Source organism: Odoribacter sp. AF15-53, assembly GCF_003479425.1.
Classification (GTDB): Bacteria; Bacteroidota; Bacteroidia; order Bacteroidales; family Marinifilaceae; genus Butyricimonas.
On sequence record NZ_QUHC01000001.1, the window covers coordinates 553,992 to 569,182 of the forward strand.

Sequence of the window (15,191 nt, forward strand, 5' to 3'; positions counted from 1 at the left end):
GAGTTAATTCTAATTTGTTTTACCAGAGTTATTTACATTCGTTGATGTGATGCTTGACAAATCGGTTTACCGTGCAGATGGATACCTTGTACTTCTTGGCTATTTTCTTGTAAGGTACGCAGTTGTCCATTAGCTCGATGATCTTTTCCTTGTTTTGTATCAGCACGTTTAATTGCGGGCAACTGCCGAACGGGCGGCCCAGTTTTATTCCTTCCGCTTTCCTCACGGCGAGAGCTTCTCTCGTACGGATTGAGATTAGGTTACGTTCGATTTCCGCCACCAGGCCGAAAGCGAAGCCCAGTATCTTGCTGTTCAAATTGTTCTCGAAAGTGTATCCTTCTTTCGTGCTATGGAGAACAATTTTACGCTGGATACAAGTGTTGATGATGTTCATGATGTCGATTAACGTCCTACTCAAACGTGATACTTCCGTGACGATAAGGCAGTCGCCCTCTTGTAAAGTTAGGAGGAGATCGCCGAGTTTCCGGTCGTTACTGTGTACTTTCCCACTGACGACGTCGTGATACCACTTGTCAATATCAAGTCCCCGGTGGGCGGCAAATTTCTTGATCTCCTCCTCCTGATTTTCCAGGTGTTGTTTGTTTGTGCTGACTCGTAAATACGCAACTACCATAATAATTTGATTTTAGAGAATTAAAAAGACAAACGTAGCAAAAGGAGGAGAATATTTATTGCTTTTCAAAAGTTAAAAGAAGTTATCATGTGTTCGTCCTTGGCGGGTTGCAGGTTACCGGTTGACTGGTTGCAAGTTACACGTTCTCTAACTTTGCTTATATCGTAGGTGAATTCATCGCTAAACGCTTTTATTCCTTGTACGTTTTGTCTCGAACTTGTAACCTGCTAACTTGTAACCTGCAACTCGCCGGAGGCGAACTCCCTACATCCACGCGTCCCAATCCTTCCAGACGGGTTCGTATCCCTGTGCTTTAATGGCTTCAACCATTTCTTGCGGGGTACGGTTATCGTTAATAGCGAATTGTTCCAGCTCTTTGTGAGGTACGACGTATCCTCCCGGTTCCGTGCTTGATCCGGCACTCATCGAGGTGGCTCCCAGGTGCATCACGTGGTCCCGGAATTCCCGGCTTTCCCGCGTGGAAATGGAGATTTCTGCCTGTTGATCCAGTAGACGGTAGGCACAGATAAGTTGCACCATTTGCTTGTCGTTGATCGGGTCTTTAGGCATGAAAGCCCCGGCATGCGGGCGCAGGCGGGGGAGGGAGATCGAGTATTTGGAGCGCCAGTAGTTCTTTTCCAGGTATTTCAGGTGCAGGGCCGTGAAGAAGGAATCCGTACGCCAGTCTTCCAGCCCGAGCAAGGCCCCGATACCCATTTTCTGTACCCCGGCCGTGCATACCCTGTCGGGAGTTTCCAGACGATAACGGTAATTGGCCTTCCGTCCCTTGGGGTGATACAGCGGGTACTGTTTCTCGTTATACGTTTCCTGGTACACGCAGACGAAGCTTAACCCGGCCTCGTGCAGGCGAGCGTAATCGGCCGTGTCAAGGGGTTGCACTTCGAGGGCGATTTGCGAGAACTTGTCCCGCACGGCACGAATCACTTTCTCGTAATAGTCAACCGTCGTCACGGCGGGAGCCTCTCCCGAAACGAGTAGCAGGTGTTTGAATCCCCAACTCGTGATCACCTCGGTTTCCGCTTGTACTTCTTCCAGCGTGAGCATCTTGCGATGAATCTCGTTATCGTGGTTGAAACCGCAGTAAACGCAGAAGTTCGTGCAATAGTTCGAAACGTAGAGCGGGATATACAGTTGAATGGTATTCCCGAATCTTTCGAGCGTGAGGCGGTTGGCTTCGATGGCCATGTCTTCCAGCAACGGGGTTGCCGCCGGGGAGATTAATGCCATGAAATCGTCTAGCGAGCGGTGCGGGTTGTTGATCGCCGCGATCGCGTCGTTCTTCGACTTATCCATGATGTTTTGTTTCACATCGTCCCAGTCGTAGGTTTTAAGGGTATCGTAAAATGAATTCATCTTCTTTTAGTTTATAAAGTTTGTAAGGTTCGTAAAGTTTATAAAGTTAGTGGACCCTGCGGGCGCTTTGTTTATGGCAACGAAGTTGTCAGTGATAAAGCTAACCGCGACAGGTCAGTGACATAAGGTTTATAACGTCCATAATATCCCCGGGGGAAGTTTTTAACAGTTTAAGCTATCATCGCCCATGTGCTCCTGCAGGGAGCGATAACTTTATAAACCTTATAACTTTATAAACTTTATAAACTCTTTAATCCAAAAAAGCCGTCAACGGTGAACTGGCTTGGGCGTGGCGATATTGTTTCGCCAGTTTTGCCTCGAAAGCCATGCGTCCGGCTTCAACGGCCAGTTTGAATGCCCGTCCCATTTCCACCGGGTTCGGGGATACGGCTATCGCGGTATTCACTAACACGGCGGCGGCGCCCATTTCCATGGCGGCGGCGGCGTGAGAGGGAGCGCCGATTCCCGCGTCCACGATCACGGGGACATTACTTTGTTCGATGATAATTTCGAGTAAATCCCGGGTAACAAGCCCTTTGTTGGTTCCGATCGGGGCGCCTAGCGGCATGACCGTGGCGGCACCCGCGTTTTCGAGGTGTTTACACAATACCGGGTCGGCCTGAATGTAGGGTAACACCACGAAGCCCAGCTTTGCCAGTTCTTCCGTGGCTTTGAGGGTTTCGATCGGGTCGGGCAACAGGTATTTCGGGTCCGGGTGTATTTCCAGTTTCAACCAGTTTGTTCCCAGGGCTTCCCTGGCCAGTTGGGCGGCGAACACGGCTTCTTTTGCCGATCTCACGCCGGATGTGTTGGGTAACAGGGTGATATGAGGTGCTTGCAAATGAGCCAGAATATCATCTTCTTTGCCATCCATGTTTACACGTTTCAAGGCGACGGTTACGAGTTGTGACTCCGAGGCCAGGATAGCGTCTTCCATGAGTTGATTTGATGCGAATTTACCGGTTCCGGTAAACAGGCGCGAGGTAAAAACTTTATCCGCGATTTTTAATGCTTCCATTTATTAATTTTAGATTTAATGATTTTAATGAGTCCATAAAGTCCGTAAGGTCCATAAGGTCCATAAAGTCCATAAAGTCCATAAAGTCCATAAGGTCCATAAAGTCTATAAGGTCCATAAAGTCTATAAAGTCAATGGACCCCTGCGGGGCGCTTTGTCCACGGCAGCTTGGCTGCCGTTAAACCCTGTCCGAAGTACTCCCGTGACTTTACGGACTTTATAGACTTTATAGACTTTATGGACCTTATGGACTCATTTCCTCTTGAATTTGTTTTGTTTTTTCCGTTATGTCATCACTGTTTTTAAGCAGGGAGGAGAGGGCGATACCCGTTACCCCGGTGCTTAAAATCGGTTGAATATCATTTTCTCTAATACCGCCGATCGCGTGAATCGGGATATGAATGCCCGCTTTCCGGCAGGCGTCCAGGATATTCCGGTAGCCTTCGATCCCGAGTATGGGGCTGAGACGTTTTTTCGTTGACGTGTAGGTAAACGGGCCGAGACCGATATAGTCTACCTGTTGACGAAACCGGGCGACCACGTCCTCGAAAGTGTTGCAAGTACCCCCGATGATTTTCGTGTAACCGAGAATCTTGCGGGCTTCGAGAGGATTCATGTCTTCCTTGCCGAGGTGTACCCCGTCGGCGTCCAGTTCCAGGGCGATGTCCACGTTGTCATTAACGAGGAACAGGGCCCCGTGACGCCGGCAAATCTCCTTCACGATTCGCCCGACGCGGGTAAACTCTTCCCGGGTGGCTTCTTTCATGCGCAGTTGTACCCAGCGACATCCTCCCCGGCACACGGCTTCCACCTGTTCGGGAATGGAAACGCCTTCCTTGTAATCCGTGATGTATTGCAGGGGAATCCGTGCCAGATCGACCGCGATCCCCGTGGCCTTCACCTGGTGGTGCATCCCCAGGTTGGTGTCGTTGGAACCGATGAAGTCCGAGACGTAGCGTTGCCCGTGCCGGCAGGCTTCGGGAAGCGGGTAACCGAGGGTAAGATACGAGGCGATGGCGGACGACAGGACGCATCCCGTCCCGTGTTTCCCGCTCGTGCCGCGGGTTACCGAGAAAGTGTATACCTTGTCCCCGGTGATCAGCCGGTCGGAGGCCAGCGTTTCGGCATTGTGACCTCCTTTCCAGAGGATGTTGAGGCGCGATTCCCGCGCGATTTCCTGTAATCGTGCCACGTCAGGATGACTTCCGAAAAGTGTTTCCAGTTCATCCGTGTTCGGGGTGATAAGATAAATCTTGTCCAGTATATCCTGCAACCGGCTTGCTTTTTCCCCGTCGTGGAATCGGAACCCGGCACTGGCTTTCAGGATCGGGTCCCAGATGATTTTCACCTTGGGCAAGGCCGTCGTGAGGTAAGTCACGATCTGGTCGAGCGAGTCGAAGCTCTCGATTAACCCGATCTTGACGAACGAGGGACTGAATTCCCGGAACGATACCTCGCACTGCCGGATGATTTCGCCCGGAGTCATCCATTTGGTTCCGAGGTACTCGTTCTGGTTCTGGAACGTGATGGCGCTACTTACCCCTAGCCCGTATACTCGACAACTTTCGAAAGTCTTGATGTCGGCCGTGACCCCGGCCCCGGAACTCTGGTCGAATCCCGCGATGCTCATCACCTCGTCGGGGAATATTTTCAGGAAGCGGGAAAGCGCTTCCGACGGTTTTTCCCAGATGTATCCCAGCAAGGCCACCCCGTCAAAACCGGTTTTCCGGCAGGCTGTCACCTTGTCGGGGGTGATCCCTCCCAGGGCCACGACGGGAACGGGGACCGTTTTCAACTTTTCTTTTAACAAGTTCAGGTCAAACGCGGTATTGTATCCCGGCTTGGATATACTGTCAAACACGGGGCTCAGGAACACGTAATCCGGGGTGAAGGCGAGCGACCCGATTTCCTCGAAGGAGTGACAGGACACGCTCACGTGCGGGTAGCGTTCCCGTTCCGTGAAGGTGGCGGCCTGATCGTGTTTCAGGTGGATACCTTTCAACCCGTATTCTTCAACCAGTTCGAAGTGATCATGCACGATAACGCGTTCCCGGAAACGAGGGGCAATCCCCCGGATAAAGTTTTCCAACGTTTCCCGGTCAGCCCCCGGTTTTCGCAAGTGCAACAGGTGCAGTCCGTTCTCGAAGAGCCGGTTCACGATCGACTCTTCGTCCGGCAGGGAACGGGGTGGGGTGATGATGATAACCATATATCTTGTAATTTTGGATATAGTTCATAAAGTTTGTAAGGTTTATAAAGTTTATAAAGTTACGGGAGTCCTTCGGACAGGGTTAAACGGCAGCTCAAGCTGCCGTAGACAAAGCGCCCCGCGGGGGTCCATAAACCTTATAAACTTTATAAACTTTATAAACTTTATGAACCCTTTATTTTCTTTCTCAACTTCTCGCTGGCCCGCATGGAACAGAAATGTTCGCCGCACATGGAGCAGAAGTGAGCTTCCTTGTGTCCCTCGGCCGGGAGGGTCTCGTCGTGGAAGCGCAGGGCTTTCTCCGAGTCGAGGGCCAGGTGGAACTGGTCTTTCCAGCGGAACTCGAACCGGGCCTTGCTCATGGCGTAATCCCGGTAATAAGCGGCGGGGTGTCCCTTGGCGAGATCGGCGGCGTGGGCGGCGAGCTTGAAGGTGATCACGCCCTCTTTCACGTCGTCCCGGTTCGGCAATCCGAGGTGTTCTTTCTGCGTCACGTAACAGAGCATGGATGTCCCGTACCACCCGATCATGGCCCCGCCGATGGCCGAGGTGATGTGGTCGTAACCCGGCGCGATGTCCGTCACCAGCGGGCCGAGGGTGTAGAACGGGGCCTCGTGGCAATATTCCAGTTCGAGGTCCATGTTCTCGCGTATCTTTTGCATGGGCACGTGTCCCGGTCCCTCGATGATCACCTGCACGTCGTGCTTCCAGGCCACTTGGGCGAGTTCCCCGAGCGTTTTCAACTCGGCGATCTGTGCCTCGTCGTTCGAGTCGGCGATACATCCCGGGCGGAGCCCGTCACCGATGGAGATGCCGACGTCATATTTGGCGAGGATCTCGCATATATCCTCGAAATGGTCATACAAGAAACTTTCCTGTTTGTGCGTGGTACACCAGTGCGCCATGATCGCTCCTCCGCGGGACACGATGCCCGTGAGGCGTTTCAGCGTCAGCGGCACGTGATGCCAGCGCAACCCGGCGTGGATCGTGAAATAGTCCACCCCTTGTTCGGCCTGCTCGATGAGGGTGTCCCGGAATATTTCCCAGGTCAGGTCTTCCACCTTGCCCCGCACTTTTTCGAGGGCTTGATAGAGGGGTACGGTACCCACGGGCACGGGCGAGTTACGGATGATCCACTCGCGGGTCTCGTGAATATTTTTGCCGGTCGACAGGTCCATGATCGTGTCGGCCCCCCAGCGGAAGGCCCAGACGGCTTTTTCCACTTCCTCGGAAATCGAGGAGGTGATGGGCGAGTTGCCGATGTTGGCGTTGATCTTCACGAGGAAATTGCGCCCGATAATCATCGGTTCGCTCTCGGGGTGGTTAATGTTCGCCGGGATGATCGCCCGCCCGGCGGCCACTTCCTGCCGCACGAATTCGGGGGTGATGTATTCGGGAAAGTTAGCACCGAGGGGTTCGCCTTTTTCTTTCTTGTAGGCTTCCCGTATCTTATCGACGAGCTGGTTCTCGCGGATGGCGATAAATTCCATTTCCGGGGTGATGATCCCCTGCCGGGCGTAGTGCATCTGGGACACGCGATGTCCCGGTTTTGCCACTCTCGGCGTGGTGTTCACGTGTTCGAAACGCAGGGCGTCGAGCGATTTATCGTTCTGGCGTGCCCGCCCGTACTCGGAACTCAGCCCGTCGAGCCGTATCGTGTCGTCCCGGTCGGCGATCCATTGTTCCCGTATCTTGGGTAATCCCTTGTGCAAGTCCACCTTGTACCCCGGATCGGTATAAGGGCCCGACGTGTCGTACACGACAACCGGTTCGTTTTCAATCTTTTGCCCGTCGGTATCGACGGTCGGGGTGAGGTTGATCCGGCGCATCGGCACCTTGATATCAAACATTTCACCTTTCACGTAAATTTTCTCTGATCCCGGTAACGGGCCACTTGAAATGGTAAAGTCTTGACTCATTTTATTTAATGTAAAATTTAGAATTTAAAATTTAGAATGGCAAAAGGGTCCATGAAGTTGATGTATCCCCCTGGGACGCTTTGTCCACGGTAGCTTGAGTGTCGAATCACTAAATCGTCAATCATGAAATCACGGAATAATTTCATCCTCCCTGCACGGCCTTGATGATGATGATCTTGCTCCCGTCTTGCAGGATGGTTTTTCCCCATTCGGGTCGGGGGATGACGTTAAAGTCGACGGCAACGGCGATGTTTTCCGTCTTGATATTGTTGGCTTCGAGGACTTCGGGAAGTGTACACCCGTCTTGACATTCGAAAGTTTTGTCGTTTATAGAAATTTGCATAACCTGATAGTTTTATCGTTTATAAAATTCATCAGGGTTGCTTTCGAACAGAATCTCGCGTGTATTATAACTCTCTCTCCCTCCGCCGGCATTATCCGGATCAGGTTCACGGGTATAATCTCAGCCAAAGTTCGGGAATTTCCCTCGCTTCTTAGGCACCCCTTCAGAATATTTCTCGACAAAGCTACGAATAATAATTGAAAACGGGAAATGATTTATAAAATTTGATAAACGTCCCCCGCGCGAGACCGTTCCCGTTTCCCGTTCATGAAGAGTGTAACCTGGATCACGCCTCTATTTCCCACTCGAATTTCTTCATGTCCACCTTCCCGTTCGCCTTGAACACCACGCCTTCCGCCTCCAGCAATTCCCGCTGGGCCGTCCATCCCGGGGCGGTGTCTCCCGCGTGATTCACCACCCGGTGACAGGGGAGCGTCTCGTCCGCCGGGGCGTGGGCCATCGCCTGGCCGACCCGGCGGGCGTGGGCGGGACAACCCGCCAACGCCGCGATCCGGCCGTAAGTAAGCACTCTTCCGGGAGGTATCTGCCGCACGATCTCGTATACCTCGTTAAAAAAAGTTTCCCGGGTGGGGATGTTTTTCTTCATTCTTGATCTTCTTTACTGGCTGGGGTTCGTTTTATTTACTCGCGGGCGCGTAGAAATACTCGTTCGGGGAGAACGCGTTGCTCCCGGCGTTCCCGAAAAACGGGTAGACGTGCAGGTTCTCGCCCTCGCGTGCCTTGACCGTGAAGGTCGCCGACCCCCCGGCGCGGGTGGCCTCGTTGTCGCGTGCGAATATCAGGGCATCGGGACGCCTGTCACCGATGATGATCGCGTACGGGCAGTCGGAACCGCTGGCCGAGGGGGCGTCGCGGTCGTCGTGCCACGTCAGCCTGATCGTGTTCCCTTCCCGCTCCAGGGTCATGTCCGGGGGAAGCACCAGCGAGCCCTCGCTTACCGTGAAGTGTTTGAAATCCGTCACATTGCCTTCTTTATCCACGTACGCGTGGTTCATGCTGTGGCGGTAATTATCGCCCGACAGGATACCCCCCGTCCGGAACGCGGCGGCGGTTTGCCACACGGGCAGATTCTCGTAAGCGTCCTTCATGTGAGAGGACATGTACCTGTTGCCGGCGAAAGTACCGGTATACAGGTTTCTTTTTGGCGTGTGTTTCCAGTTCTCGCCCGAGTTGTTGTCGTTCAATTTGCGAGAACATAATTTACCCATTCGCAGGAAATAAATACGATTCCCTTCGCGAATGCTTTTTTTGCCGCCTTTCAGCAGGAGATAAATCAGAGATTCGTTCATACGCTAGTTATTTTCACAAATATATGTTTTTTTTCGAGATTAAAAAATAATTTGCTCGTTAATTTACGTTATGGCCTCTTTTTAGCTTGGTTTTCGCTCGTCGGCTCTTGTTGTTCTCGGTATTCTAATATTGGACTGCCTTCATGCTCTTCTCGTGCTTGCTTGGCCGTTACATCGTTTTTAACACTTCCCCAACTGCCATGCACAGGTGGAGGACAGGTGGGGAACAGGTGGAGAGCAGGTGGGGAACAGGGAGCTTGAGAGGAGTTCCCGGGTGGGAGTTAAATCGTTGCAGGGCAGGCGTGGTGCCAGGTTTCGAGGGGTGTAGCGTGCCGGTGGTTGTCGCGCGAACTGACCGGTGGTTTGCACGTCCAGAATTGTAATAAACGTAATTTTGTATAAAAAATATTTAAAAATTTATTGGTTTTTTCTTGTATTTATTGTTCTAATGTTGTAATATTGTGGTATCGGGTAATGACACTCCTGTCATCATCGCGAGGGTACTTACATCCGGCCCGGTCGGGCAAGGAGGATCGGAAATAAAATAAATTATTTAAAACAAATTATTATGGGAACAATAAAATCTGATTTATGTTCCGAGATCCACGGGGACGTGGGTGACAAGACTTATCGGACGACGAAAGCCGGTAAAGTCACCGTGAATAACAAGGCGGCCCTGCCCACCTTCCGTGACGAGGAGGTGAAGGACGAACGCGACAAGCGGATCAGCGGGTTCGGTGGTTGCAGTCACATGTCTTACGTGGTAGGTGACGCGATCATGCTCGGCTTTCCCCCGGTGAAAAGGGGCGAGAAGCCGTTGGGCAAGTTCATGAAGTACAACGCCGTGACGCTTTGCAAGGTCACGACGAACGAGAAAGGAAAGTTCGTCTGGGTTTACGATTTCCCGGGCATGGTGGTCTCGAAGGGAAATTTGCTCGATATCGAGGTGACGGCTACCTTTGACGAGGAGTCGGGCGTGTTCATGTTCAAGCAAGAAGAGGATGACCGGGCTGGTTCACGGGCCAAGCTCGATGACATGGTCTACGCGTTCGTGCTGGACGGGACGAACGAGATCGGGGAACTCGTACCCATGAGAACGCGTGCGGAAAGTGGTTCAACCTCGTTCTCCGTGCCGAGGAAATGGGACAAGAATAACCTTTTCGTTTACGTCTTCACCGTCTCGAAGAACAAGTGGCGCGTTTCTAACTCGACGTGCATCTACCCGGCTAGTTAGAAAAAAGGGATGTCTGAAAAGTCAATTTACGTGGAACTACTCCCCCTGGCCCCTCCTTGCACGGGAGGGGAAACCGCTTGGTAATAAACTCTCCCCCCTGTGTAAGGGGGGAGTGATTTTGTAGGGAAGAGACTTTTGGGGCAACCCCTTTTTAATTTTAGATTCCCGCCGCGCGAGGCTTTTTCATTCTAAACTCTAAATTTTGAACTAGATTCAAAATTCCGAGGTGAAATGGAATACCAGTTTCTTGTAGTTCGTTTGTGCCATTTGTAGCATGTACTGGGATTCGGCGAGGAAGACGTCGCGTCCCCATTTATCCTTGGCGAGGTACTGGGCCTTGTGTAGCTTGAAATCTTCGAGTTCCTTGTTGTCGAGGGCCTCGATCCAGCAAGCCTTGTAGAGGTTGATGTTCTCCCAGCGACAGGCGGCGCCGTACTCGTGCAGCAGGCGGTACTCGATGACCTCGAACTGGAGGGCTCCCACCGTGCCGATGATCTTCCGGTTGTTGAACTGGTTCGTGAATAACTGTGCCACGCCCTCGTCCATGAGCTGGTCGATACCTTTCGCCAGTTGCTTGGATTTCATCGGGTCGGCGTTCTCGATGTATTTGAACAATTCCGGGGAGAAACTGGGAATACCCTTGAAGTGCAATTTCTCGCCTTCCGTCAGGGTGTCGCCGATCTTGAAATTACCCGTGTCATGCAGGCCGACGATGTCGCCGGGGTAAGCCTCGTCGATGATTGATTTCTTGGAGGCCATGAACGCCGTGGGGGTCGAGAATTTCAGGTTCTTGCCCAGTCCCACGTGCAAGTAATTCGTGTTGCGGTGGAACGTGCCAGAACATACTTTCACGAAAGCGATGCGGTCGCGATGATTGGGGTCCATGTTCGCGTGAATCTTGAAAACGAACCCAGTGAATTTCTCCTCGTCCGGTTGCACGACGCGTTCCTCCGTTTCCCGCGGGAGGGGAGTCGGGGCGATCTCGATGAAACAGTCGAGCATCTCGCGGATACCGAAATTGTTGAGCGCCGACCCGAAGAAGACGGGGGCTAAACGACCTTCGAGGTATTCTTCCCGGTTGACGGCGGGGTATACCTCGCGCACCAGTTCGAGGTCTTCACGCAGCTTCGCGGCGGAACGTTCCCCGATATGCTCGTCGAGCTCGCCGGAATTGATGTCGTTGATCTCGATCCCGTCCTGGATGGTCTGCACGCTGGCGGAATACAGGCAAAGGTTCTCCCGGTGAATATTGTAAATCCCCTTGAACACGTCGCCGTTACCGATCGGCCAGCTCAACGGGGTGACTTGAATCTGCAACTCTTTCTCCACCTCGTCCAGCAGGTCGAAGGGATCGTGTCCCGGCCGGTCGAGCTTGTTGATGAACACGATCACGGGGGTTTTGCGCATGCGGCACACCTGCATCAGCTTGCGGGTTTGCGTCTCGACACCTTTCGCCGAGTCGATCACGATAATCACGCTGTCGCAAGCCGTCAGCACGCGGAAGGTATCTTCGGCGAAGTCCTGGTGACCCGGCGTGTCGAGGATGTTGATCTTGACGTTCTTGTACTCGAAACCCATGACGGAGGTGGCTACCGAGATCCCTCTCTGGCGCTCGATCTCCATGAAGTCGGAAGTGGCCGTTTTCTTGATCTTGTTCGATTTCACGGCTCCCGCGATGTGGATGGCACCACCGAAAAGCAGTAGTTTCTCGGTTAGGGTGGTTTTCCCCGCGTCGGGGTGGCTGATGATGCCGAAGGTGCGGCGTTTGGCTATTTCTTCCTTGAAGCTCATGACAATTTAGTGATTAAATGATTCTGTGATTTTTGATTCGCGGGTGCAAAAGTAAGTATTTAGAATGTAAAATGTGGCTGGATTTTTGACTTTTTCCCCGTTGGTTTTCATTTTTTTGTCGTAAATTTGTCATAAGGGATAATTCATGACACGCGAGAAGTGCTTTGAACTTGTTAACACGTTTGTTTTTTTACCTTGCAAGTATAAATTCGTGATTATGAAGAAAGGTTTAATTATTATCGGCATGATCGGGTTGCTTTGGGAATGTTCTACTGACCCCGGTTACATGAATCTCAACGAGAGTCGAGAGTGTATAGGGGTGGAAAGTCGTTCGGGGATTTCGCCGCCACGTAATTATCTTGATTCATTTGAAATGGCGATCGAAGATATTAAAGCGCTGTTTTTTTTTCAAACGGATTACACTTTTATTTATCTTAAAAATCTAAGTTTTCAACCAGTACCGGTTATGTTGCGTGTTATTAAAACTACTAAAGAGGGTATATTTTATTTTAACGAGGATAAGATTCGCGAATACGATATGAACGGGTTACTATTGATTGCCTTGCACGAGTGGTATCATCTCTTGCGAGGCTGCGGAAAAGACGAGATAGATCATCCACAGATGATGGTAGATCCCGAGTATCTCATGTGGATACAAGTACTTTTCAATGTTGACGAAGCTATAGCGAAATATTTCCTTTATATAGGTTTCGAGGATACTGATATGTACGAATCTTTGAGCGGTCTAGAAAAAGATTTGGTAGATTGGGTTAAAAGGAATTATCACATTAAAAAACGATAGTTATGATTAAATTGATTGCTTTATTCATGGTTTTGCTGGGGACCCCGGGGCGGGACTCGGTGAAGAGCGAGACGGGAGAGGTACCCGCTTGCTTGCGGGAGTATTTCACCGCGGCGAGGGATTCCGCGTGGGAGCCGAACGCGGGGGATGTCTTTTTCGCGGTTACACCCGGCCCGCGGGAGGGGGGATTATACCGGGAGGCGTGGTCTGATTCCACGCAGTTGCTCACGCCATTGATTCATTACAATATGAAGTGTAAGGGGCGTTATCTCATTTTCTCTCATGAAAATGTTGACATGAAGCGGCAGCATCGTTTTTATTCCGGGAAGAAGAAACCCGCCCAGTCGCCCCTGCTGGTGGTGCGGTCGGTGCCCGGTTCGTTTTTGTCGAAGGTTAAGGTGAGGGATTTGAACGAGCTGTTCGAGGGGTTCAAGAACGGGGAGGATGTTGATCGATTTGAGGAGGAGTTCGAGGGGAAACGGATATGGATTATCGACCGGACGTTCATGACGGGGGGACAGGTGATATTGATCGAGACCAATTTAGGTATAGTCTTCAGTTAGCAGGGGTACGCGGGCGTGTGACACGACCGTGCTAAGATTTATAAATTGAACCTTTGGTTCTTGAAATCACGAGAGTCCTTCGGACGAGGAGTAATGGTTTAAAAGTTGTAACTTTGTAACGAGATTAAATTTTAAATTCTAAATTTTATATTGTGAAAGTGGAGAAGTTTGTAGGAGCGCACGTGAGTGCATCGGGAGGAGTGGAGAACGCCCCGTTGAATGCCCGCGAGATCGGGGCGACGGCTTTCGCCTTGTTCACCAAGAACCAGCGGCAATGGAAAGCGGCACCGTTATCGGCGGCGAGTATTGATTTGTTCAAACAACGTTGCGAGGAGTTCGGGTACACGCCCCGGCAGGTTTTGCCGCACGACAGTTACCTGATCAACCTCGGGAATCCCGACGCGGATGCCCTGGAGAAGTCGCGGGAGGCTTTTCTCGACGAGATGCGGCGTTGCGAGCAACTGGGGCTCGATCGTTTGAACTTTCACCCCGGCAGCACGTTGAAACAGATCAGTGACGAGGAGTGCCTGACGCTGATCGCCGAGTCGATCAACCGGGCGCTGGACAAGACCCGCGGCGTGACGGCCGTGATCGAGAACACGGCGGGACAGGGCTCGAACCTCGGTTACACGTTTGAACAGATTGCCTTTATTATCGACAAGGTGGAGGATAAGAGCCGCGTGGGGGTCTGCATCGACACGTGTCACGCTTTCGCCGCGGGGTATGACCTGGCGACTTTTTCCGGTTTCACGGAGACTTTCGAGCATTTCGACAACGTTATCGGTTTCCGCTACCTGAGAGGGATGCACCTGAATGACGCCAAGAAAGAACTCGGGTCACGGGTTGATAGGCACGATAGCCTCGGAAAAGGGACGTTGGGCGTGGAGCCTTTTAAATGGATCATGCAGGACGAGCGGTTTGACGGTATCCCGTTGATCCTCGAAACCCCGGACGAGACGCTGTGGCCCGACGAAATCCGGATGCTGAAGGGGTTTATGAAATAGTACGGTCTTAACGCGTGCGAAATGCTGAAATGGTTGTTGTTAATAGGTATCATGCTATCGTGTGTTCCCGTCTTCGCCCAGGTAACGGACCGGGAGGAAGAGTTGAGGGAGCGGGGCGGTAGCGTTGCCGGGGACGCGACTTTCGAGGAGATCGTCGCTCACGTGGCACGATTGGGCACGACAGACCGGGAGAGGGTGATCTTGCTTTCCGGCTGGTTCTACAAGTACATGACGCTCGACGTGGATAAATTCCTGACAGGAGAGACGGGGGGCGATTACCGGGAGGTGTTGAAGAACGGGAAGGGTATTTGCGAGGATTTTGCCGGGTTATTCCGGGCGTTTTGCGATCGGTTGAACATCAGGAACGGACGCGTGGAGGGATACGTGCAGGAAGAAGGTATGGACCGGGCTACCGCGTGCAAGCGGATTAATCACGTGTGGAACGCCGTGCACGTGGAGGGAGAATGGTGGCACGTCGATATGCTGTGGGCGATCGGGACGTTGGGGAAAACGGCGACGGGCGAATGGGTTTTCACGAAACGTTGGAATCCTGCCCACGTGTTGACCCGGGGAAGGGATTTCTTGGAAACTCACTTGCCGGCCGATCCCGCGTGGCAACTGGTGGATCGACCTTATAGCGTGGAGGAGTTTATCGAGGGGGCTTTGAAGGAAACGGGGAGCGCGGGTTACTATAATTACAAGGACAGTATAGACGCTTTCATGGCTTTACCGCGGGATGAACAGCAGATGCTTTTCGCGCGGCGGGCGAATCGTTTTAACCCGTTGAACAAGGAGGTGATGGCGGTGACTTTTTATAACGAGGGGGTGTTTTTGTTGAATTATAACAGGAGAACGCGGGCGATACTGGAACGGGTGCGGGATTATTTCAGGATAGCGCGAGAGTATGCCCGGGATTTACCGGACGACGCGCGACGGGTGAAGGAAAGTATAGACGAGGGACTCCGGAACGTGGAGGCTTCTATAAAATAA

At 52.1% G+C, this 15,191-nt stretch carries 15 protein-coding genes and 1 riboswitch; of the genes, 6 read left to right on the plus strand and 9 right to left on the minus strand.

The window, feature by feature from the left end:
• Window positions 1-28: 28 nt before the first annotated feature.
• The 8 genes from DWW52_RS02265 to DWW52_RS02300 all read right to left on the minus strand — a co-directional run bounded on the left by DWW52_RS02265 (window position 29) and on the right by DWW52_RS02300 (window position 8,807).
• On the minus strand, window positions 29-634 hold the full coding sequence (locus DWW52_RS02265; protein ID WP_118713835.1) for a recombinase family protein: 606 nt from the start codon (window positions 632-634) through the stop codon (window positions 29-31).
• 264 nt (window positions 635-898) lie between these two features.
• Window positions 899-2,008, minus strand: coding sequence for a 2-iminoacetate synthase ThiH (thiH, locus tag DWW52_RS02270; protein WP_118713836.1), 1,110 nt, complete (start codon window positions 2,006-2,008; stop codon window positions 899-901).
• A 250-nt stretch (window positions 2,009-2,258) separates the two neighbouring features.
• The gene (locus DWW52_RS02275; protein ID WP_118713837.1) at window positions 2,259-3,026 is read right to left on the minus strand and encodes a thiazole synthase; all 768 of its coding nucleotides are present in this window, start codon (window positions 3,024-3,026) and stop codon (window positions 2,259-2,261) included.
• A gap of 244 nt (window positions 3,027-3,270) precedes the next feature.
• Window positions 3,271-5,235 carry a thiamine phosphate synthase gene (locus DWW52_RS02280; RefSeq protein ID WP_118713838.1) on the minus strand — a complete coding sequence of 655 codons (1,965 nt, stop codon included), beginning with the start codon at window positions 5,233-5,235 and terminating at the stop codon, window positions 3,271-3,273.
• Window positions 5,236-5,399: 164 nt separating this feature from the next.
• Window positions 5,400-7,154, minus strand: coding sequence for a phosphomethylpyrimidine synthase ThiC (thiC, locus tag DWW52_RS02285; RefSeq protein ID WP_118713839.1), 1,755 nt, complete (start codon window positions 7,152-7,154; stop codon window positions 5,400-5,402).
• Window positions 7,155-7,296: 142 nt separating this feature from the next.
• A complete protein-coding gene (gene thiS, locus DWW52_RS02290) occupies window positions 7,297-7,497 on the minus strand; it encodes a sulfur carrier protein ThiS (RefSeq protein ID WP_118713840.1) in 201 nt (66 codons plus the stop codon).
• Between the two features lie 59 nt (window positions 7,498-7,556).
• Window positions 7,557-7,670, minus strand: a riboswitch (TPP riboswitch).
• Window positions 7,671-7,783: 113 nt separating this feature from the next.
• A complete protein-coding gene (locus DWW52_RS02295; protein ID WP_118713841.1) occupies window positions 7,784-8,104 on the minus strand; it encodes an MGMT family protein in 321 nt (106 codons plus the stop codon).
• Window positions 8,105-8,135: 31 nt separating this feature from the next.
• Window positions 8,136-8,807, minus strand: coding sequence for a hypothetical protein (locus tag DWW52_RS02300; RefSeq protein WP_118713842.1), 672 nt, complete (start codon window positions 8,805-8,807; stop codon window positions 8,136-8,138).
• A gap of 200 nt (window positions 8,808-9,007) precedes the next feature.
• Between DWW52_RS02300 and DWW52_RS20925 the strand changes: the two genes are divergently transcribed.
• Window positions 9,008-9,190, plus strand: a complete 183-nt coding sequence (locus DWW52_RS20925; RefSeq protein WP_148315311.1) for a hypothetical protein — start codon at window positions 9,008-9,010, stop codon at window positions 9,188-9,190.
• Window positions 9,191-9,375: 185 nt separating this feature from the next.
• Window positions 9,376-10,041, plus strand: a complete 666-nt coding sequence (locus DWW52_RS02305; RefSeq protein ID WP_118713843.1) for a hypothetical protein — start codon at window positions 9,376-9,378, stop codon at window positions 10,039-10,041.
• 213 nt (window positions 10,042-10,254) lie between these two features.
• On the opposite strand, the gene DWW52_RS02310 is transcribed toward DWW52_RS02305, so the two are convergent.
• On the minus strand, window positions 10,255-11,832 hold the full coding sequence (locus tag DWW52_RS02310; protein WP_118713844.1) for a peptide chain release factor 3: 1,578 nt from the start codon (window positions 11,830-11,832) through the stop codon (window positions 10,255-10,257).
• Between the two features lie 217 nt (window positions 11,833-12,049).
• Here DWW52_RS02310 and DWW52_RS02315 point away from each other — a divergent pair, with 217 nt between their 5' ends.
• The 4 genes from DWW52_RS02315 (at window position 12,050) to DWW52_RS02330 (ending at window position 15,191) form a co-directional block, all read left to right on the plus strand.
• Window positions 12,050-12,634: a hypothetical protein gene (locus DWW52_RS02315; protein ID WP_148315312.1), complete on the plus strand. Its 585-nt coding sequence runs from the start codon at window positions 12,050-12,052 to the stop codon at window positions 12,632-12,634.
• Window positions 12,635-12,636: 2 nt separating this feature from the next.
• The gene (locus tag DWW52_RS02320; RefSeq protein WP_118713846.1) at window positions 12,637-13,197 is read left to right on the plus strand and encodes a hypothetical protein; all 561 of its coding nucleotides are present in this window, start codon (window positions 12,637-12,639) and stop codon (window positions 13,195-13,197) included.
• A gap of 158 nt (window positions 13,198-13,355) precedes the next feature.
• On the plus strand, window positions 13,356-14,201 hold the full coding sequence (gene nfo, locus DWW52_RS02325; RefSeq protein WP_118714289.1) for a deoxyribonuclease IV: 846 nt from the start codon (window positions 13,356-13,358) through the stop codon (window positions 14,199-14,201).
• A 21-nt stretch (window positions 14,202-14,222) separates the two neighbouring features.
• Entirely contained in the window at window positions 14,223-15,191 is a 969-nt protein-coding gene (locus DWW52_RS02330) for a transglutaminase domain-containing protein (protein ID WP_118713847.1), read from the plus strand.